Origin of the sequence: Cytobacillus sp. FSL M8-0252 (genome assembly GCF_038007345.1) — a bacterium.
Taxonomy (GTDB): domain Bacteria; phylum Bacillota; class Bacilli; order Bacillales; family Cytobacillaceae; genus Cytobacillus; species Cytobacillus kochii.
Map to the genome: position 1 here is coordinate 3102440 of NZ_JBBOWZ010000001.1, position 19431 is coordinate 3121870.

General features: G+C 37.2%; 24 protein-coding genes. 6 read left to right on the forward strand and 18 right to left on the reverse strand.

The window, feature by feature from the left end:
* Positions 1–2: 2 nt before the first annotated feature.
* The 6 genes from MKX83_RS15580 to spoIIM form a co-directional block, all read right to left on the reverse strand.
* Entirely contained in the window at positions 3–821 is an 819-nt protein-coding gene (locus MKX83_RS15580; protein WP_095372693.1) for a purine-nucleoside phosphorylase, read from the reverse strand.
* Positions 821–2017: a phosphopentomutase gene (gene deoB, locus MKX83_RS15585; protein WP_095372692.1), complete on the reverse strand. Its 1197-nt coding sequence runs from the start codon at positions 2015–2017 to the stop codon at positions 821–823. The genes MKX83_RS15580 and deoB overlap by 1 nt, the downstream gene beginning before the upstream one ends.
* A 249-nt stretch (positions 2018–2266) precedes the next feature.
* Positions 2267–3160 carry a site-specific tyrosine recombinase XerD gene (xerD, locus tag MKX83_RS15590; protein WP_095372691.1) on the reverse strand — a complete coding sequence of 298 codons (894 nt, stop codon included), beginning with the start codon at positions 3158–3160 and terminating at the stop codon, positions 2267–2269.
* 7 nt (positions 3161–3167) lie between these two features.
* Complete coding sequence (locus MKX83_RS15595; RefSeq protein WP_095372690.1) at positions 3168–3395, reverse strand: YqzK family protein; 228 nt, start codon at positions 3393–3395, stop codon at positions 3168–3170.
* A 195-nt stretch (positions 3396–3590) separates the two neighbouring features.
* Complete coding sequence (gene fur, locus MKX83_RS15600) at positions 3591–4055, reverse strand: ferric iron uptake transcriptional regulator (RefSeq protein ID WP_224936064.1); 465 nt, start codon at positions 4053–4055, stop codon at positions 3591–3593.
* Positions 4056–4306: 251 nt separating this feature from the next.
* Entirely contained in the window at positions 4307–4948 is a 642-nt protein-coding gene (spoIIM, locus tag MKX83_RS15605) for a stage II sporulation protein M (RefSeq protein WP_307312990.1), read from the reverse strand.
* A 217-nt stretch (positions 4949–5165) separates the two neighbouring features.
* Between spoIIM and MKX83_RS15610 the strand changes: the two genes are divergently transcribed.
* Positions 5166–5735 carry a GNAT family N-acetyltransferase gene (locus tag MKX83_RS15610; RefSeq protein WP_341056205.1) on the forward strand — a complete coding sequence of 190 codons (570 nt, stop codon included), beginning with the start codon at positions 5166–5168 and terminating at the stop codon, positions 5733–5735.
* A gap of 93 nt (positions 5736–5828) precedes the next feature.
* On the opposite strand, the gene MKX83_RS15615 is transcribed toward MKX83_RS15610, so the two are convergent.
* The 3 genes from MKX83_RS15615 to MKX83_RS15625 all read right to left on the reverse strand — a co-directional run bounded on the left by MKX83_RS15615 (position 5829) and on the right by MKX83_RS15625 (position 8686).
* Entirely contained in the window at positions 5829–6737 is a 909-nt protein-coding gene (locus MKX83_RS15615; RefSeq protein ID WP_307312989.1) for an EamA family transporter, read from the reverse strand.
* Positions 6738–6962: 225 nt separating this feature from the next.
* Positions 6963–8135: an endonuclease Q family protein gene (locus MKX83_RS15620; RefSeq protein ID WP_341051559.1), complete on the reverse strand. Its 1173-nt coding sequence runs from the start codon at positions 8133–8135 to the stop codon at positions 6963–6965.
* Positions 8132–8686, reverse strand: coding sequence for an NUDIX hydrolase (locus tag MKX83_RS15625; protein ID WP_095372684.1), 555 nt, complete (start codon positions 8684–8686; stop codon positions 8132–8134). The genes MKX83_RS15620 and MKX83_RS15625 overlap by 4 nt, the downstream gene beginning before the upstream one ends.
* Positions 8687–8762: 76 nt before the next feature.
* Between MKX83_RS15625 and mciZ the strand changes: the two genes are divergently transcribed.
* Together mciZ and MKX83_RS15635 are read left to right on the forward strand one after the other, a co-directional pair.
* The gene (gene mciZ / locus MKX83_RS15630; protein ID WP_307312985.1) at positions 8763–8933 is read left to right on the forward strand and encodes a Z-ring formation inhibitor MciZ; all 171 of its coding nucleotides are present in this window, start codon (positions 8763–8765) and stop codon (positions 8931–8933) included.
* Positions 8934–9026: 93 nt separating this feature from the next.
* A complete protein-coding gene (locus MKX83_RS15635; protein WP_095372682.1) occupies positions 9027–9938 on the forward strand; it encodes an aldo/keto reductase in 912 nt (303 codons plus the stop codon).
* Positions 9939–9999: 61 nt separating this feature from the next.
* Here MKX83_RS15635 and MKX83_RS15640 read toward each other — a convergent pair whose 3' ends face one another.
* Positions 10000–10251, reverse strand: coding sequence for a YqkE family protein (locus MKX83_RS15640; RefSeq protein WP_341056209.1), 252 nt, complete (start codon positions 10249–10251; stop codon positions 10000–10002).
* A gap of 74 nt (positions 10252–10325) precedes the next feature.
* Complete coding sequence (locus MKX83_RS15645) at positions 10326–11516, reverse strand: acetyl-CoA C-acetyltransferase (protein WP_095372680.1); 1191 nt, start codon at positions 11514–11516, stop codon at positions 10326–10328.
* A 133-nt stretch (positions 11517–11649) separates the two neighbouring features.
* Between MKX83_RS15645 and MKX83_RS15650 the strand changes: the two genes are divergently transcribed.
* Entirely contained in the window at positions 11650–12543 is an 894-nt protein-coding gene (locus MKX83_RS15650; RefSeq protein WP_445293165.1) for a hydroxymethylglutaryl-CoA lyase, read from the forward strand.
* 96 nt (positions 12544–12639) lie between these two features.
* Positions 12640–13587 carry an alpha/beta hydrolase gene (locus MKX83_RS15655; RefSeq protein ID WP_095372678.1) on the forward strand — a complete coding sequence of 316 codons (948 nt, stop codon included), beginning with the start codon at positions 12640–12642 and terminating at the stop codon, positions 13585–13587.
* 170 nt (positions 13588–13757) lie between these two features.
* Here MKX83_RS15655 and MKX83_RS15660 read toward each other — a convergent pair whose 3' ends face one another.
* From MKX83_RS15660 to MKX83_RS15690, 7 genes are all read right to left on the reverse strand, one after another.
* A complete protein-coding gene (locus MKX83_RS15660; RefSeq protein WP_322909571.1) occupies positions 13758–14117 on the reverse strand; it encodes a GIY-YIG nuclease family protein in 360 nt (119 codons plus the stop codon).
* Between the two features lie 12 nt (positions 14118–14129).
* Positions 14130–14873: a DUF2087 domain-containing protein gene (locus MKX83_RS15665; protein ID WP_095372677.1), complete on the reverse strand. Its 744-nt coding sequence runs from the start codon at positions 14871–14873 to the stop codon at positions 14130–14132.
* A gap of 85 nt (positions 14874–14958) precedes the next feature.
* Positions 14959–15285, reverse strand: a complete 327-nt coding sequence (locus MKX83_RS15670; protein WP_095372676.1) for an iron-sulfur cluster biosynthesis family protein — start codon at positions 15283–15285, stop codon at positions 14959–14961.
* A gap of 108 nt (positions 15286–15393) precedes the next feature.
* The gene (locus MKX83_RS15675) at positions 15394–15732 is read right to left on the reverse strand and encodes a DUF1048 domain-containing protein (RefSeq protein ID WP_307312973.1); all 339 of its coding nucleotides are present in this window, start codon (positions 15730–15732) and stop codon (positions 15394–15396) included.
* On the reverse strand, positions 15729–16058 hold the full coding sequence (locus tag MKX83_RS15680) for a PadR family transcriptional regulator (RefSeq protein ID WP_095372674.1): 330 nt from the start codon (positions 16056–16058) through the stop codon (positions 15729–15731). Before MKX83_RS15680 ends, MKX83_RS15675 begins: the two co-directional genes overlap by 4 nt.
* 211 nt (positions 16059–16269) lie before the next feature.
* Positions 16270–17526, reverse strand: coding sequence for an L-lactate MFS transporter (locus MKX83_RS15685; RefSeq protein WP_341056214.1), 1257 nt, complete (start codon positions 17524–17526; stop codon positions 16270–16272).
* Positions 17527–17623: 97 nt separating this feature from the next.
* Positions 17624–18361 (reverse strand): SDR family NAD(P)-dependent oxidoreductase, encoded by a 738-nt coding sequence (locus MKX83_RS15690; RefSeq protein ID WP_341056216.1) that lies wholly within the window; start codon positions 18359–18361, stop codon positions 17624–17626.
* A gap of 153 nt (positions 18362–18514) precedes the next feature.
* Here MKX83_RS15690 and MKX83_RS15695 point away from each other — a divergent pair, with 153 nt between their 5' ends.
* Complete coding sequence (locus MKX83_RS15695) at positions 18515–19429, forward strand: LysR family transcriptional regulator (RefSeq protein ID WP_341056218.1); 915 nt, start codon at positions 18515–18517, stop codon at positions 19427–19429.
* Positions 19430–19431 lie beyond the last annotated feature (2 nt).

A 19431-nucleotide genomic window follows, 5' to 3' on the forward strand; every position in this document is an offset into this window, starting at 1 on the left:
ATTTAAATTTTTGTCACGATTCCTTTGACAAAGCTTAAAAATTGTTGTTTTACTTTCTCCGTTGTTTCTATCACTTCTTCATGATTTAATGGTTGGTCTAAAATACCTGCAGCCATATTAGAAATACAAGAGATTCCAAGTACATTCATACCAGCATGATTCGCAACAATAACTTCCGGAACAGTTGACATACCAACTGCATCTCCACCACAAATTCTAAGCATTTTTACTTCTGCAGGTGTTTCATAAACTGGCCCTGTATTAGCTACGTATACACCAGTTTGTATGTTTAATTGTTGGTGTTCTGCGACCTCTTTTGCGACTTGTATCATTTCTTTATTGTACGCTGATGACAAATCTTGAAAACGCACACCAAAATGGTCGTCATTAGGACCTATAAGTGGGTTTACCCCCATATTGTTAATATGGTCTGTGATGATCATTAAATCACCTGGTGAGAAAGTTTCATTAACGCCTCCAGCAGCGTTGGTTACGATTAATTTCTGTACTCCCAACTCCTTCATTACACGGATCGGAAACGTAACTTGCTGCATAGTATAGCCTTCGTAATAATGAAATCTTCCTTGCATCGCAACAACCGCTACACCGTTTAATCGGCCAATAACGAGTTGACCTGCATGACCGGCTACTGTTGATTGCGGGAAACCCGGTATATCTCTATAAGGTATTTTTATCGCATTTGTTATCTCTTCAGCAAGAACCCCAAGTCCAGAACCTAATATAAGTCCTACTGTTGGTGTTTGGTCTATTCTAGATTGAATTAATTCTTTCGCTGCTTTTACCTCATGTAAACTAGTCATTATTTCCCTACTCCCTTGACATTTTTAAGAAAGCTCTCTCCAATCAATGGCTTCTTTACTTGGAAATTCTCTGCAATAGTCGCGCCAATGTTAGCAAATGTCTTGCCTTGAGGCAGTTCTTCTCCATGAGATAAGCGCTTAGAATAAACAAGTAATGGCACATATTCTCTCGTATGGTCTGTACCATGATGGATTGGGTCATTACCATGATCCGCTGTAATAATCAGAAGATCATTTTCATTTAACTGCTCGAACAGTTCAGGTAAACGAGCATCGTATTCTTCTAATGCTTGACCGTATCCAAGTGGATCTCTTCTATGTCCATAAAGGGCATCGAAGTCTACTAAATTCAAAAAGCTCATGCCTGTAAAGTCTTTTTTTGCTATAGCTACCATCTTGTCCATGCCATCCATATTTGAAGTGGTTCTAATTGCTTCTGTTACGCCTTCTCCATCATATATATCATTAATTTTTCCGATGGCTATGACATCTAGATTGGCATCTTTTAACTCATTCATTACTGTTCTGCCAAATGGCTTTAATGCATAATCATGTCTATTCGCTGTTCTTATAAATGCCCCAGCTTTACCAACAAATGGTCTAGCAATGACTCTACCTACCATGTATTTTTCATTTAAAGTCAATTCTCTAGCAATTTCACAAATACGATACTGTTCTTCAATTGGTATGATTTCCTCATGGGCGGCGATTTGTAGCACCGAATCAGCCGACGTATAAACAATAAGAGAACCTGTCTCCATATGCTCTTCCCCTAATTCGTCTAAAATCACTGTTCCACTCGCAGGTTTATTACCAATCACTTTTCGACCTGTCTTTTCTTCTAGTTCTTGAATTAACTCCTCTGGAAATCCATTAGGAAATACTTGAAAGGGTTTTTGAATATGAAGGCCCATTATTTCCCAATGTCCTGTCATGGTATCTTTCCCAACAGAAGCTTCTTGAAGCTTTGTATAATAAGCCTCAGGTTGTGCGACTTTTGCTATCCCTTTTATTTCATTGATATTACTTAATCCGAGACGTTCCATATGTGGCATATGCAAACCGCCCATTTTCTCGGCAATATGGCCTAACGTATGAGAACCTTCATCACCGAAATTTTTCGCATCAGGTGCTTCTCCTATTCCAACAGAGTCCATTACAATAAGGAAAATACGTTTATATGTAAATGTGTTCACAATTAACACTCCTTTCTAACTATTTCTTTACTACAGAAATCCTTACTTATCATACCCCAAAAAGGCTTTCATCAACAGCGAAGGATAGTGTAAAACGTCTAGAACCTAACAAAGAGGAATGTCATGAATATACTTCACCTTTAAGAAAGATTTCTTTCGTCAGAAGTCTGACATCTATATTGTACTGAAAATAAAAAAAGAAAAACAGTCTTTTATATCACTTTTCACTGTTTTTCTACATATTTCCTGTTAAGCCCTCGGATGGAATTGTTTATATACATCTTTTAATCTCGTTTTTGACACATGTGTATATATTTGTGTCGTAGAAATATCTGCATGGCCAAGCATTTCTTGTACAGCTCTTAAATCTGCTCCATTTTCAAGTAAATGGGTGGCAAATGAATGCCTTAAAGTATGAGGCGTTAACTCTTTTTGAATACCAGCTACTTGTGCTGTTTTTTTTAAGTTTTTCCAAAACCCTTGCCGTGATAACCCTTTACCGTGATGATTTAAAAATAAGTATTCTGTCGGGTGTTTTGGTGATAACAACTGTTGTCTACCCTTATCTAAATAATCTTGAATAGCTGCTTGTGCTGTTTTTCCTAATGGAATGATTCTTTCCTTATTTCCCTTACCAATACATCTTAAAAAACCCATGGTTAGATGAACATCATTTATTGTTAAATGGATTAATTCACTGACGCGGATTCCTGTTGCATAGAGTACTTCTAGCATGGCTTTGTCCCTTAAATAAAAGCGGCTGCCATTGTTCGGGAGGTCTAGCAATCTCTCAACTTCCTTCATATTTAAAACCTTTGGCAAAGATTTTTCAGCTTGCGGTGTTTCAATATGAATAGAAGGATCGTGATCTGCTATTTTTTCACGAAGTGCAAATTGGTGAAAGGAACGAATAGACGCTATATGCCTTGCAATTGTTTTAGCAGACTTACCATCATCCTTAAGCTGAGCTAGAAACTGAACAATATGAACACGTTCAATCTCATTCATCGATTGCTTCATCATCTTCTTCTCAATAAACAATATATAACTTCTTAAGTCTCTTTCATATGACATTATCGTATTTCTGGCTAGCCCTTTTTCAATCATTAAATAGTGGATAAAATCCTGCAGATGATCATTCATAAAATCATTACTCCCCATTTAAATAAAACAGAATCAACCGATCCAACCAAGAAGAGTCCGTTGCATTCGCACTTGCTGCTACCTTCACGGCTGCCCCACTCGGTTCATCATAACGATGATAATCCTGATACTCTTCATTTAACCACATAATACCATAATAAAAAAGAATTGTGCTTCCTGTAAAAAGAACAAAAACCTTAATGGTTTGATAGACTAGTTTGATCCATGCACTCATCATTTCTCCCCCAAATAAAACGTCTTATTAGAGGGTATGCCATTTTGGACAAGATTTATACCTGTTTCCAACGAGGAATCATTTAAGTTCTGTGAGCTTCTATCGAACAAAAACCTTAATTTCGTTCGCAGCTTGAGGCAGAATTAGAGAAAAATAAGAAAACCCTTTCCAATGAAATTAGAAAAGGGTTTTGCCTTATGCTTCTGGCTCTTCATCATTTTTTTTATCTTGACATCGATAGCAGATGCCATGAAAAGTAAGACGATGGTCTTTTATTTTGAAATGCCAACGCTTCTCAACAACTTCTTCCACATCTTCTAGTAGATCTTCTTGAATTTCATCTACTGCACCGCATTCTATGCATACAAGATGATGATGGAAGTGAGCAGCACCTTCTTGACGTAAGTCATATCGGGAAACGCCATCACCAAAATTAATTTTATCAACAATTTTTAATTCAGTTAGTAATTCAAGTGTTCGATAAACAGTTGCTAAACCGATTTCTGGCGACTTTTCTTTAACAAGGAGGTATACATCTTCCGCACTCAAATGGTCCTCTTCATGTTCTAACAAAACGCGAACCGTGGCTTCACGTTGTGGTGTTAGCTTATAACTGGATGAATGCAACTGTTTTTTGATTCTGTCAATTCTGCTTTCCATACCGAAAGTCCCTCCCTCACCACTAACATTCTCATTATAACAGATAGATGTATAGAATCAAACTAAAATCATTATAAAGAGACCTTTATAATAACTCTTATATTAGAATTGTTATAATAGCTAAAACAACATAAAAGTACAGAACCTAACGTAGGCTCTGTACATGATAATTTATCCAAGTAGTCATTATTACTAAACTCATATGATAAAAGAATTATAGCATTCAAATCTTATATAAGCAATCGATGAGTTTAGAGGACTGAATCAATGACTGACTTCATTAACACCGGTGAAATATACGCCTCAATAGCTGATGCACCAGCTAATATAATAATGGCAATAAGGAAAGAAATTAAGTATTTACCTAGCAACGGCATAAATGGATTATTTACTTTCTTCATAAACAACCGACGAATCATCTTCATTGAAAATGAAATCGCAAAAGTAGATGTAATAATAAAAATTGGAATGATAATCATATTTTGTGGCAAAATGGACACAAAAGATAGTAAAAACCCATGCCACTTTAATTGACTTACTAAAAAACCGACAGTAAAACCAACGACCATCCCTTTCACAAATAATAAAACTAAAATAAGCGGTAATCCAATAATAGATATCCCCAATAGCCATATCACGCCTATATATTTACCATTATGAAGTAAGCTTTGTTCAAATATGTTAGCCGGTGTCGCCATTTCTTCATTTGAAACATGACCAAAAAACTGAGTCAAGTATTGAAATAAATCCTCTTTTTGCGTCAAACTTAAACTGTTTACGACCACCGCTCCAAATATGACACCCATCAAAAACAATATAATAACAAACAAGTAGATTGAGGAATGCTCACGGAAATGATTTGCTACGACGTTCTGGTACATTTTTTTTATCATTGCTCTTCCTCCTGAAAATGATTTCACTTACTAGAATGTATGCTAGACTTGCTGAGATCATGACAGAAAGATACGAAATAATATAACTAATCTATTAAAATTTTTATTGTCAATAAGATGTTATTTATTTACACTTTAAGAAAGTTACATTTACTATATGTAAAAGGGTATGATAGACCGGCGATAGGCGCTATTAAATTAAAAAGGAGAATAAAGAATGAATCCCATCTTAGTAGATTTTCCAGAGAAAATAGAAACAACACGTTTGTATTTTAGACCATGTTTGCCTGGTGACGGCAAGATAGTGCATGAAGCCATTGCAGTGTCGCGAGATTCTCTAAAAAAGTGGTTGCCTTTTGCTGTAAAAGAAGAGACTGTTGAAGAAGTAGAAGCTGGAATACGCGCATCTTTTGCCGAATTTATTAACCGAAGCGATTTCCGTCTACATATCTATCTGAAGGAGAATCATCTTTTTGTTGGCTCAATCGGCCTTCACCGGATAAATTGGGATATTAAAAAATTTGAAATTGGTTATTGGTGTGATAGCCGCCAAATTAAGAATGGCTATATAACAGAAGCTGCAGAAGCTTTGACAGCTTTCTGTTTTGAGCATTTCAAAGCGAATAGAGTTGAAATCCGCTGTGATGAAAAAAATATAGATAATCGGCGAATAGCGGAACGTCTCGGTTTCCCATTAGAGGGCATATTGCGTAACGATAGCTTAGCAACCGATAACATATCCCTAAGAAGTACATGTGTGTATGCAAAAGTAAAAGTTGATGACTAATTGATATCCTCATACAAAAAGGTGAGGGCCTTGTCAAAATCTTAAACAAAGCCCCCACCATCTCAAGAAAAAAATAAACATATCCCCGATTAATTAACTCGCCTTTGACGACTGAATGAGGTCGTGGTCCTTTTTTGTTTTATGAGCCACATTACCATAAATAATCCCTAAAATGATAATACAAACCCCTAACCACTGAAGCGGGACAAGTTCTTCCTGTAAAACCAGTACAGACATTAGTAAAGCAACTGGTAATTCTGACGATGTCAATATTGTACCTAACCCAGCACCCACATGAGGCATTCCGATTGCAAATAACAATGGTGGTAAAGTGACACCAAAAAGACCTAAAAACAATCCGTACGGCATAAGTGCCGTTACAGTTGCTGCATCAGCTAAGAAAACTGGCGGGAAGATGACAAAAGTAATGAGTAATCCACCAATGGCAAAGACAGCGCTTCTTTGGATCGGCGGTACTTCTTTCCCTACCGTGCTACTAATATAGGCGAAGATGGAGAAGGATAATGCCGCAAGCATACCCCATCCTGCACCAACTAGAGAAAAGTCATTAAATCCTTGTGACAAAATACCTGTTGCCAAGAAAGAGCCAATAAGTAACAGCAAAATCGCACGTAATTTTTTCATTCCTGGTTTTTTTCTATCAACAATAAACTCAATAGCCGTACCAATCCAAACAAACTGAAATAAGAAAATGATGGCTAACGACGCATTTAAAGACTGTAAGGATTGATAATAAAATATTCCCGTTAAACCAGTTGGCACACCACATAATACGAGAAAGCTAAAACGCTTGAAGCTTATCTTCTGTTTTTTTGTAAACAAGAATATAAGCCAAATCAGTAACGTCCCAGCTAAAAATTGGCTTCCAGAAACTTCAGCAAGTTCGAACCCCTCACCGTAGGCAAGCTTGACAAAGGTTGATAATACACCAAAGCAAGCACCTCCGATAAGGACTGCTAAAGGATACATTGATTGTTTCATCCGTATTTCCTCCTCAATCTACCGGTTGACAAATATCGTTTTAATAAAGATAAGAGCATTTTTTTAAAATACAAAAAGCCACACATCGATGCTACTTGCATCAATGTGTGGCGAAAAAAGAGTGTCTACTCTTAAAAAGTCCACAAATCCGTACCGGTTTTGGCATTCAATTATTTATACCACTGTATCTTATCCTCGACATGGGTAGTCTGTCAAGTCTAGTATTTAATCAATGCGAATTCTACCATATCTTCCTCCGCCACCTACGTCAAATTGTAAGCTCCCTGATCTCGCCTGCTCAATCAGAAGCGCTGCTTGTTCAGGTATGACTTGTTGCAATGAGGCAAGAGGAACATCATGGATGATGGCCATTTCTGTGCCATAATGAAGAAGTAGCTTTTCTAATGTCTTTACCCCGATTCCGGGAATAAACTCTAAAGGGATTTGATGGATATAGGGTGGTCGTTTCCTCCCTTGAGCCATTGAAGTTACATTTGCTAACTCTTGAATACGATTTTTTACCCCTTTAATGATTTTCTTACTAGCACAGTTACTGCATAGTACTGTCCCTTGTGGCTGGGCCACACCACATTGAACACAGACCGTCTCATGATATTTACCCAGAAGCGGATCTAATCCATAATTAGCTTCAACTGCTCTTCCATCCATTTGTTGCAGTGCCATAGTTAACTCCTTAAAACTTAATTCTTGGAGGGAGATTTTTTGGTATTCTCTTGCAATTTTCGCTAATGAATGCGCATCAGAGTTTGTTATAAATGGATAGTCATGTAACTCAGCTATCCTGTCGGCCATTTCTGTATTAGCGCTCAATCCTAATTCAATTGCATCAATCGAATGAGGGTCAAATACTTCCTTAAGTGAATGCTTTACGCCCTTTCCATATAAGCTTTTAAAAGGTGTAAACACATGGGCAGGAATAAACAAACCTTCTAATTCCTTTACCTTTTGTTGAAGCATACGTCCTTCTATATAAACACGCTGTGAACTCAGTTGAATATTCTTCATTAAAACTGACAACCAGTTTGAAAAATCTTTCATGTGGCTAAGTGTTGGGAAAAACGATAGAACATGGATGGGCCCATGACAATATTGATCATAAATCTCGAGCTCTGAACCAAGAATAATCATCATATCATCAAATAATAATCCGCCATCCTCATGTTCTTGTAACTCACCCTCCTGAAGTAAAGCCTCTATTTCATTTATCACTTCTGGAGAATGACAATCGATAATCCCAATGATGTCTAACCCTTTTTGATTTTTTGCATGATGAATAATGTTTGTAAAAGTCAAGTTTTTTGAACCTGTGATTTTAACCGGCTTTCCAGTAGCGGTTCTCCCAATATGAATATGCAAATCTGCATAATAAGATTTCATTTTTCCTGCAATGCTTCTTTTAGTTGCATATATTGAACTGCATAAGCGGTTTTCGCATCATAGATTTTTTGCTCTCCTATTAATTGGACAGCTTCTTGAACAGTGACTTCTTTCAGATTAACAAATTCATCTTCATCAAGATTGGCCGAATTTTCTATCACATGTAAACCTTTTGCCATATACAAATGAACAATTTCATCAGCAAAACCAGGAGAGGTATAAAAAGAAATAAGCCACTCTATCTCATCACACCCATACCCTGTTTCTTCTTCTAATTCTCTTTTTGCACATTGTAGGGGATCTTCGTTTCCTTCTAATTTACCTGCTGGTATTTCAATTATCGTCTTCTCAAGTGCTTTACGGTATTGTTCAACCATAACCATTTTTCCTTCATCTGTTAGTGCTAATATTGCTACTGCACCTGGGTGCTTGACTACTTCTCTTTTCGACAATTGTCCGTTCGGTAGTTCAACTTCCTCTACTTGGAGTCGAATAATCCTACCGTCAAAGATTTTTTCCGTTTTTAACGTTTTTTCTTCTAGGCGACTCATTTTCTCTCGTCACTCCTGTTCTATCCGATTATTCTGCTCATACATTTTAACATACTTATGTTTAGGAGAGCTCTTGATGAAAATTTACGTTCATGAAAAGGGTATTACCTTTGTTGGTAAGGCATGGGAAATTAAAGAAAAACTAAAGGTTTATCAGAAGTCATTTACTTATGTTAGAGAATGGATAGATGGAACAACAAATGATGATTATTACAAGGAGCCCAAGAATAGCGAACGTGACTCATAAATTCTCCATGCAATGAATCAAAAGATTTGTTTAACCTCTCTCAGTATCGGTAAAATAGATAAAAAATACTCAGAGGAGAGCGGAGGTTCACAAATGAAAAAAGTACAGTTAGGTAAATCACCATTAATGGTTACTCCACTTGGTCTTGGTTGTATGTCACTTGGAACAGATAAACGAAAGGCACAAGCGATTATTGAAACAGCACTAGAAGAAGGTATTAATTATTTTGATACAGCCGACTTATACGACTTTGGTTTGAATGAACAGCTAGTTGGAGAAGCGTTAAAACGCGTACGAGAGGATGTCGTTATTGCCACAAAAGTAGGTAATCGGTGGACTGAAGGAAAAGAAGGCTGGCGCTGGGATCCGTCAAAAGCTTATATAAAAGAAGCCGTAAAACAAAGCTTGAAACGATTAAGTGTAGAATATATTGACTTATATCAATTGCATGGCGGGACGCTAGAAGATAATATACTAGAAACAATTGACGCGTTTGAAGAGCTTAAACAAGAAGGTTTTATTAAGGCATATGGTATCTCCTCCATTCGTCCTAATGTGATTCGCGAATATGTTAAGCATGCCTCTATTGATTCAGTAATGATGCAATATAGTTTACTTGATCGTCGTCCAGAGGAAGAAGTTTTACCACTATTAGCTGAAAATAACATTAGTGTCGTTACGAGAGGTCCACTCGCTAAAGGTTTATTAAGTGAAAACTGGATTGATAAACTATCGGAACAAGGATATTTAGATTATAGTGAAACTGAATTGCGCGCTCTTCTGACTGAGCTTAAAGCAAAGTTTACTGAAACACGCCATCTACAAGAAGCGGCTATACAATATAACTTGGCACATAAAGGGGTTACTTCTATTATTGCCGGTGCCTCTTCTATGGAGCAGGTTAAAGAGAATGTTGCCGCCGTTCGTGCAGAGCCATTATCTAAGTCAGAATTAACTTTCATGGAACAATTAGCTAAAATGAATAAGTACGAGGCACATCGTTAACACTTACTTAAATCAAAAAGGATGACGTACCTTTGGATACGTCATCTTTTCTCGTAATCTATTATTTAAATTCTTTCCAATTTAAGTTACTTTCGCCTAAAAGCTCTTCAAAGCTTTTATTTTTCTCACGTAATTTACGCTCTTCTGCTTTTCTACGTGATTCTACCTCAAACTTTATTTCTTCCGCTTTTTTTAGCTCATTCTTCTTCACTTGCAACCCTCTGACAAGCTCAGGATTTAACATATCTCCTAAAGTAAGCGGCTTATCTTCACTTATTTTCTTTGATTGTGCTCGCTGTTTTCTCTGCTTCATGACTGGTGTCCTACCCCCTCATTCTTTTGTATAGAATGTATGGTTATTATAGCATAGAACCCTCTCACCATAAATTATTCTGCAAGCTCTATTACAGTTGCCACACCTTGGCCGCCACCAATACACAATGTTGCTAAACCTTTCTTCGCTTGGCGTTTTTGCATTTCATGGATGAGAGTAACTAAAATTCGTGCGCCACTTGCACCAATTGGGTGCCCTAGAGCAATTGCGCCACCGTTTACATTTAAGATGTCTTTCTTAAAGTTCAATTCACGATCAACCGCTAGGGACTGGGCCGCAAAAGCTTCGTTTGCTTCAATTAACTCTAATTCTTCCAATGTAGTATTTGCTTTCGTTAATGCTTTCTTCACCGCTTCTACTGGACCAATTCCCATAATACTTGGGTCAACACCAGCATTCCCATTTCCTTTAATTGTAACAAGTGGCTTAATTCCTAACTCTTCCGCTTTTTGTTTACTCATTACTACCACTGCCGCTGCACCATCATTGATACCAGATGCATTGCCTGCTGTCACACTTCCTTCTTTTCTAAATGCTGGGCGGAGTTTACCTAATTTTTCTGCCGTTGTACCTGCTTTTGGATGTTCATCTTGATCAAAAATGATTGGCTCTCCTTTTCGCTGCGGAATCTCTACCGGAACGATTTCATCTTTAAAGCGACCAGATTCGATTGCTTGCGTTGCTTTCTCTTGGCTCTCAGCCGCAAATTGATCTTGTTCCGCTCTAGAAATCTCATATTTATCACATAAGTTTTCAGCAGTTACACCCATATGATACTGATTAAATGCACATGTTAGCCCATCATCAATAAGGGAGTCATATAAAGTAGTATTACCCATTTTAAACCCATCACGTGCACCTTTTAGAATATAAGGTGCTTGGCTCATATTTTCCATGCCACCAGCGACAATAATGTCTGCATCTCCAGCGACAATTGCTTGCGTTGCTAAATGAACGGCTTTCAAGCCAGAGCCACACACTTTATTAATAGTCATTGAAGAAACACTTTCAGGTACACCTGCTTTTATAGCTGCTTGTCTTGCTGGGTTTTGGCCTAATCCTGCTTGCAGCACATTCCCCATAATAATTTCGTCAACTGCCGATGCTTCTACCCCTGCTTTTTTTAATGCTTCCTTAATAACTACTGCTCCTAGATCTATCGCTGATACCCCTTTTAAACTCCCATTAAATGTTCCTAACGCTGTTCTTGTAGCGCTTACAATAACGACTTCTGCTCGTTCCATACTGTTTTTCCCCTCCATGGTTACCTTGTTATGAATCTACCTCTCTATTATGCCACACTTTACTTAATTCTTGCATTTCTGAATATTAAACCACTACAATAAAGTAAACGCTTTCTATAAAAGGAGGAATATAATGTTTACACTGCCAAAAGAAGTGACGATTATTGAAGTGGGCCCGAGAGATGGACTACAGAATGAAAAAAACTTCGTTCCAACAGATATCAAAAAACAATTTATTCAAAAATTAAAAAGTGCTGGTGTAAAAGAAATGGAACTTACCTCATTTGTTTCGCCAAAATGGGTACCGCAAATGAGTGATGCAGCTGAAATTGTTGCTGATACCCTCACATCACATACGCGAGATATGGTGCTTGCTCCCAACCGAAAAGGGATTGATCGTGTTTATGCTACTGATTGCCAGGCCGTTGCTACTTTTGTTGGTGTTAGTCAAACGTTCAACAAAAAGAATATTAATAAAACAACCGAAGAAAGTGTCGCTGAAATTGTGCCAATAATCAAAGAATTAAAAGGAAATGGATATTTTGTACGTGCTTGTATTTCCACAGCTTTTTATTGTCCGTACGAAGGAAAAGTAGATGTAAATGATACATTAAAATTATGCCAAGCCTTTGTCAATGCAGGAGCAGATGAGTTAAGTGTTGCTGATACCATCGGAATGGCGGCTCCGCATGAATCATTTGATGTATTTAAAAAGTTAAAAGATGCTTTTCCTAAAACACTCATTACCGCTCATTTTCATGATACACGAAAATTAGCTCTTCCTAACATCCTTGCTGCTCTTCAAGCTGGTGTCGACCGTTTTGATACTTCTGCTGGTGGGCTTGGCGGCTGCCCTTTCGCTCCAGGTGCAGCTGGGAACGCTGCTACGGAAGATGTGGTATATATGTTAGAGAGAATGGGTATCTCAACCAATATAGACTTGCAAAAGTTAGTTGAAGCCATTCATCTCGTTAAGCCACATATGACAAGGACAATTGAAAGTAGTTATTTTCAACTAAATGCTTAAACAATCCGTCCATCTTATGACACGAACCGGTGTTTTAAGATGGATATTTCTTTTGTCCAAATGGTAAAATAAAGGAAAACACCATGGAGGGAAAAAATGAAAAGAATCCTGCGCTATAGTTTATTACTGCTAACTGTTATTCTCTCTATTGGCACCTATTTCACAAATAAATTAATGTATATTCGTAAAAAAGATAACGCGGTTATCGTTGAAAGAGAAAGCATCGCTGGCAGATTAAATGTCTCAGCCTATGATCAATTAGAAAAGGAAGAACATTTTATCCATTCTCCTTTAGGATACTCTCTTAAAGTTGTCGTTGCTGCACCTTATCCTAGTAATAGATACGTCATCATTTCTCATGGGGTGACAGAGAATAAAACGAACTCTATAAAATATATGAACTTGTTTTTATCTCGCGGGTTCAATGTTGTTATTTATGATCACCGAAGACATGGTGAATCTGGCGGGAAGACAACGAGCTATGGCTATTATGAGAAATATGATCTTAAAGCTGTGGTAGATTGGCTCAAAAGGCAGAAAGGTCCTGATGTACTCTTAGGTATTCATGGTGAATCAATGGGGGCAGCGACAATGCTCTTATACGCTGGGAGCCTTGCTGATGATGCTGATTTTTATATTGCTGATTGTCCTTTTTCTGATTTATCTGGTCAACTTACTCATCATTTGCGTACGACCTTTAAATTACCACCTAAAGTAATCTTGCCAATAAGTAACGTTTTTCTTAGATTGCGTGACAAATATTCCATCCATGACGTGTCACCACTCGCTGTCGTATCTTATATCAGTAAGCCTGTTCTTTTTATCCATAGTAAAGATGATACATTTATCCCACCTGTTATGACGGAAATGCTGTATGAACAAAAAAATGAACCCAAAAAACTGTTCATTGCTAAAAATGGCGCACATGCTCAATCATACAATGAAAATAAAGAAGCCTATGAAGCAGCCATCGACTCTTTCTTTACGGATAATGGAATCCCCTTTCAAGTGGAAGATTCACCTGCCCATAAATTTGAGCGATAGCCTACCATAAGCTGATTTTTAACCAAATTCCCACCCTCTATCATTGACTAGACTGAAGCTTTTGTTTTTACTTGTTGCTCATTTCTCTTTTTAGCGCACACAGCTCTTTATAGATGCCCTCAACCAAGGCATAGAAAATCAAATTTGCCTAGCATAACTTTTCTAACCTATTATTCCTCGGGTTTATGGTGATAGCCTTTGTCATCATAAGCCTCTTCTTTAAGAATCCATTCTTTTCTCTTTTTTTGCAGTTCGAACTTCATATCGTTGATCTCACTTTTATCCTTCTGCCAGAGTACTTCATAACTAAACACTTCTTCACCGTATTTATGCCAATCTTCTTGTAATTCTTTGTTCATATGACGACCATCATTTAAGATCATTTTAGAAGTAAGCCAACGATTTTTCACATTTGGTACAGCATCAATAAATTTTTTTCCATTGCTTTCGTTTTTTATTCTAATCACACCATAATAGGTTTTCATCTCTTTATACTGTTGTTTTAATTCTTTCTTACGATCGGGTTTCAATAGTATTCCTCCTTAATCATTTACCCAATAGGCTTTGCCATCTGGCGTCCTGTTCATATATCCATAATCGATTAAATACCTTCTTATAGTGACATAATCATCGTATATGCCTACTAGTATTTCTTTTATTTCATCTTCTCCGTATGTGCGCCCAGTAACAAATTCTTTGATGATGCGACTTAAAATCGCGATTTTCTTTTTCTCTTTTTTCGGTAATCGTTTTAACTTGAGCGGATGGAGGCTCTCGAAATTTTCATTTATGATTTGCTCTCGTTCTTCTATTGTCATAAAGTAGCGTTCATCCACCATAGTCGCACCGTTATGAATAGGGATGATTTCTTCCTGAAGATGACCTAGAAACGCATTTTCATATATGGCTAAGTATAGCTTTGCTTGCTTTGCCTTTTCACGAAATGAAAACTTTTGATGGCGAATCGTTGAGTGAGATACATTCATCTCTTCTGCAATTTGGGCATCTTTTTTACCCGATTGAAAGGCGCTTAACAACTGCTTTTGTTTATCTGTTAGCGTATTATATTTACTCTCGTTTGAAAGTAGCTGCAGAAAATTCCCTCCGTGCTCTTCGGATATATGCCACTCTACTGCTTGTTTTCCTAAAAACATTTCTTCGGCAAATTGATAAACCCGCCCTGTTTCAAAAGTCTGTTGGCAATAATTACATACGTAAACAGCTTCTTGTGATCGATATTGATATCCTTGCTTTAGTTCAGTGACAGTTAATGATTGAAAGTCCATATTACCCTCCTTATATAAACAAATTTTAAATATGTTTACTAAATTAGTCAACAAAAAAAGAGAAGATTTCTGTTTCTTCTCTTTCTCATTTCGTATAATCCATAAAAGCCATACGTGGATTCAAGTATTCATAATTATTTTTTAATTGAAAGCATCTTGCCTTATCACTATAATCAATCGTTACCTCTTCTGATAAAAAGACTTCCTTAGAAGGCTCGATATAAATAGACATGAAATCTGTTTGTACTTCGCTGTCATCTGGCTCTAGTTCTTTCACAAGCCACAAAGCAGTTACACCGCTTACAACACAGCCACAACCTTCAGTATCATATTTTAATTTTAAATAACCATCTTTATTTTTTAATTTTTCTGTTAGTTTCATTATGGCTCTTGGTGTAATTGTTATCTTCAACTTTACCGCCCTTTCTTCCTATGTTAATCATGATTATAACAACGAAAATGATTGAATAACAGCTTCAGTCCATTAGGTACCATTTGACAACCATCCAACTGCCATTATCTAATTATTATTTAATCTTTCTATTTCCAATCTGAGCTTTTCTTGGCTTTTAATAAACCAAAGTTCCTCTGGATATTGCGCCATAATGGCATTTGCAAATTCAACAGGATCATTACCCATAATATCCTGTAATGGAAGTTGCTCAATTGAACTTTCTTTAAATAATTGAAGCATATTTTCTAACACTTCCATAAAATTTTCTCCTTTGGCGAAATTCCACATATACTGTTCTAACGCATGAAGGGCGTCCTTGTAACTTTGTGGCAACTGCTCTTTTTCAGCTTTATAATCGTTATACCGCTTTTTACTGCCAATTAATTTTTCAAATAGGTTTTTCATTTACTATCATTCTCCTTTATGTCATTTAATTTTCTAGAGAGAAAAAACCATTTCTCCCAAAACTTATCGAGCTCATACTTTCCGGAATCATTTAACGTATAAAACTTCCTTGGTGGACCAAGCTCCGATTTTCTTTTTTCAACATGTAACAGCTCTTTCTTTTCAAGTCTAAGCAACACAGTGTACACAGTTCCTTCTGCAATATCTTCAAAGCCTATGTTTTGTAAATACTGTGTGATTTCATAGCCATAGGTCTCCCCCTGCCCTATTTTCTGAAGCACAATTCCTTCTAACACACCTTTCAATAACTCTGTTAACCCTTTCACTCGTTAAACCCCTCTTTCATTCTTAACTAAGTAGTAATACTAGGTAGTATACATAAACAACTTGTTCTTTAACATAAACGATATTAACTATATAGTAAAACTAAGTACTACTACATAATATGACTAAGTAGATAAATTGTCAATGGTTTAAAAAAATAAAAAACCACCTGAACTTCTTTTCTTAAAAGGTTCAGGTGGGAAGCACTTATGCTTACGCAATGATTGCTTGCTGTTTCTTTTCTTTCTTTTTATTTAAAAATAACACTAAACCTACAAGCCCAATACCGATAGCTGTTAAGATTGCTGCTGCGATATAAGCAGTCGTAAAGCTTCCTGTTGTTTCCTTGAAGTAGGAAGCGATACGTGGACCTACAAAAGCGCCCCCAGAATAGCCAAGAAAAACGATTGCATAGTTCATACCGAAATTCTTTTGACCAAATGACTGACTAGTTAAAGGCGGAAACACAACAAGTAAACCACCAAAAGCAAAACCGAGAATAATAATACAAATGGTGAAGTACACAAGTGATGTCGCCATCGTTAATAGTAATAATGCTGCAATCGTCATAACTAAATTAATTAATAGAGCGATATAGGAACCGAATTTATCATAAATAACACCAAACGCTAAGCGTCCAACAAAGTTCGATAATGTGCTAATACTGACAATGACTGCACCAACTGTCGCTGTTAACCCAACTTGGTCTTGAGCGATTACAGAAGCAGAAGATACCATCATTGTTCCTGCCGTACTCGCTGCCACTAAAGTTAAAAATAATAGATAAAACAGTGGCGTAGCAAGCATTTCCTTCCAATTTAGATTGATGATTGCCGCCTTTTTCTTTTGACTTTGTTCTTTTTCCGATGGTAATTTCCAGCCTTTAGGACGGAAGTTAGCTGGTGCAGTGTACATTAACCAACCCACAGCCCAAACACCGATAAAAAAGACGATCCCCAGTATACGAAATGATACTAGCACACCGAAACGTTCAATAATCATCGCCGCAATCGGAGACAATATAAATGGACCAATTGCTGCACTTGATAATAATAACCCTGAAATCTTTCCACCCTTATCAGGGAACCAGCGCATGGCTGTGACTAAGGCCGAATTATACATCATCCCCGCTCCACTCCCAGCGATTAGGCTGAAGGTTACATAAAGCATTGGAATGGTTGTCACTGAAGCAGTTAAAAACCATCCTAACCCAAAGAGTAACCCACCAATATACATCAGCCACTTGACCCCATAGCGGTCAGTAATCATGCCGGCAAATATGGCAACAATAGCAAAAATTAAAGTGTACAATGAGTAAGCTAAGTTATAGTCCGCACTTGACCATCCATGTAATTTTGTCATCGGTTCCGAAAAAACACTAAAAATCGCAATAGAGGCGACGAGAAAAATAATGATCCAGGCACTAGTGAAAATAAACCAGCGATTTGGTACTTTCTTTGATTTTGACATGTTTATCCCCCTTTTTCGAACAATCGCTTCATTTCTTATCTTTAAAGAAAGATAGCCATTAAGCCTTTACTGCTTAATGACTATCTTCAAAAAGTAATTATACGATTGTGTAGCCGCCATCAATTGGTACGACTGCACCGTTCATAAATTTCGATTCATCTGATGCTAAAAATACGGCTAGATCAGCCACTTCATAGTCATTACCGAAACGGTCTAACGGTATTTTATTTGTTGGACGTGTTTTTAACATATCTGCTGTTAATGGCGTACGGATTGTTCCCGGTGCAATCGCATTAATTTTGATACCTTTTGAACCATAGACTGCAGCAATATGCTTCGTATAACCGACTACCGCATGTTTTGACGCCGTGTAAGCGGCTCCACCCATTTGTGCAACAAGACCTGCAATGGAAGCAATATTGACGATTGTTCCTTCACCGCGCTTTATCATATTTGGTAATACAAGGTTTGTAATTTTATAAATGGCTTTCACGTTAATATCAAATATTAAATCCCATTGTTGCTCTGTTGTTTCTAAACTGTTCGTGTATTTATCAAAAATTCCAGCATTATTGATAACAACATCAATCTGACTGTAGTTATCCATAGCTGTTTTTACCATATTTTCTAAATCAGCTTGTTCTGTTACATTGACTTTTACCGCTAAAGCTTCCCCGTTGTTTTCCTTTATTTCTGTTACTACTGCTTCAGCACCTTCCATATTTAAGTCAGCAACAATTACTTTCGCTCCTTCACTAGCAAAACGAAGGGCTTCAGCCTTGCCCATACCAGATGCTGCCCCTGTAATAATAGCTACTTTATTTTGTAATCTCATAACTGTCTCCCCTTTGAAAGTAAATTAAATTAGGATAAGTGATTGCCTATTCCTTTGTCCTACGTTTACTATTGTAAAATAGTCTTTTAATAACGTATAATACATATTTATCTATAATTTATAACTTTGAAGTTATGAAAGAGGTGGATAGTTTTGGAGCTTTTACAGTTACGCTATTTTCAAAAAGTAGCTCATTTAGAAAGCATCACAAAAGCAGCGAATGAATTACATGTATCTCAACCAGCATTGAGTAAAATGATTGCAAGACTTGAACATGATTTGGGGGCATCTCTTTTCGATCGTCAAGGACGAACCATTCGCTTAAATGATTTTGGTCGCTCTTTTTTAAATAGAATCAATCGTGTGTTTTTTGAATTGGAGGAAGGCGAGCGTGAAATAGAAGAAATGGTAACGACACAACATCGTATCACTTCGGTTTCCATTGCCCTGCCACATATCTTACCCTTCTTTATTGGAGAGTTTATGAAGGAGCATCCTAATGTTCATATTAAACAATACACCGGCACAGCAGCAGCGATGAAAAAGCAATTAGAGGATGGAGATATTGATTTTTGTATTTCTATGAGGCCTATCGAAGGGACAGAAATTGAGTGGATGACCCTCCTTGATGAGGAAATCTTTTTATCTGTTCCACCTGATCACCACCTTGCCCACCGATCTTCGGTTCATTTAAATGAAGTATGTAACGAGGTATTTATTAATCGTCCGATGGGCTATGATTTTAGAGATTTAACGGATCAGTTTTGCTCTGAAGCAGGCTTCACTCCCCATACTCCGCTTGAACTTGAAGAAGCAGGGGCTATTTTACGATTGATTGAGCTCGGTTTAGGGATTTCTTTTACACCACAGTTATCATTATTGCAAGAGAATTTACCGAAAACAGTGCAACTCCCGATCACTGCTCCTCGTTGTCGACGTAATATTGGACTCGCCTGGCATAAAGGACGTTATTTCTCTCAGGCTGCGACTGATCTCCATCAATTTACGGTGCGTTTTTTCAAACACATCGCTCTTACTTATTTTGACGATCAGAGTGTTGGCGATTGATA

Excerpts from the sequence above, each read along its gene's own strand:
- MKX83_RS15595 (WP_095372690.1), bottom strand. The coding sequence starts at position 3,395 with ATGAGTGCATGGATCAAACTAGTCTATCAAACCATTAAGGTTTTTGTT.
- MKX83_RS15625 (WP_095372684.1), bottom strand. The coding sequence starts at position 8,686 with ATGAGTCGCCTAGAAGAAAAAACGTTAAAAACGGAAAAAATCTTTGAC.
- MKX83_RS15665 (WP_095372677.1), bottom strand. The coding sequence starts at position 14,873 with ATGGACTTTCAATCATTAACTGTCACTGAACTAAAGCAAGGATATCAA.
- fur (WP_224936064.1), bottom strand. The coding sequence starts at position 4,055 with ATGGAAAGCAGAATTGACAGAATCAAAAAACAGTTGCATTCATCCAGT.
- MKX83_RS15690 (WP_341056216.1), bottom strand. The coding sequence starts at position 18,361 with ATGAGATTACAAAATAAAGTAGCTATTATTACAGGGGCAGCATCTGGT.
- MKX83_RS15620 (WP_341051559.1), bottom strand. The coding sequence starts at position 8,135 with ATGAAATCTTATTATGCAGATTTGCATATTCATATTGGGAGAACCGCT.
- MKX83_RS15610 (WP_341056205.1), top strand. The coding sequence starts at position 5,166 with ATGAATCCCATCTTAGTAGATTTTCCAGAGAAAATAGAAACAACACGT.
- MKX83_RS15580 (WP_095372693.1), bottom strand. The coding sequence starts at position 821 with ATGACTAGTTTACATGAGGTAAAAGCAGCGAAAGAATTAATTCAATCT.
- MKX83_RS15645 (WP_095372680.1), bottom strand. The coding sequence starts at position 11,516 with ATGGAACGAGCAGAAGTCGTTATTGTAAGCGCTACAAGAACAGCGTTA.
- xerD (WP_095372691.1), bottom strand. The coding sequence starts at position 3,160 with ATGAATGATCATCTGCAGGATTTTATCCACTATTTAATGATTGAAAAA.
- spoIIM (WP_307312990.1), bottom strand. The coding sequence starts at position 4,948 with ATGATAAAAAAAATGTACCAGAACGTCGTAGCAAATCATTTCCGTGAG.
- MKX83_RS15615 (WP_307312989.1), bottom strand. The coding sequence starts at position 6,737 with ATGAAACAATCAATGTATCCTTTAGCAGTCCTTATCGGAGGTGCTTGC.
- MKX83_RS15640 (WP_341056209.1), bottom strand. The coding sequence starts at position 10,251 with ATGAAGCAGAGAAAACAGCGAGCACAATCAAAGAAAATAAGTGAAGAT.
- MKX83_RS15655 (WP_095372678.1), top strand. The coding sequence starts at position 12,640 with ATGAAAAGAATCCTGCGCTATAGTTTATTACTGCTAACTGTTATTCTC.
- MKX83_RS15675 (WP_307312973.1), bottom strand. The coding sequence starts at position 15,732 with ATGAAAAACCTATTTGAAAAATTAATTGGCAGTAAAAAGCGGTATAAC.
- MKX83_RS15635 (WP_095372682.1), top strand. The coding sequence starts at position 9,027 with ATGAAAAAAGTACAGTTAGGTAAATCACCATTAATGGTTACTCCACTT.
- MKX83_RS15685 (WP_341056214.1), bottom strand. The coding sequence starts at position 17,526 with ATGTCAAAATCAAAGAAAGTACCAAATCGCTGGTTTATTTTCACTAGT.
- MKX83_RS15650 (WP_445293165.1), top strand. The coding sequence starts at position 11,650 with ATGTTTACACTGCCAAAAGAAGTGACGATTATTGAAGTGGGCCCGAGA.
- mciZ (WP_307312985.1), top strand. The coding sequence starts at position 8,763 with ATGAAAATTTACGTTCATGAAAAGGGTATTACCTTTGTTGGTAAGGCA.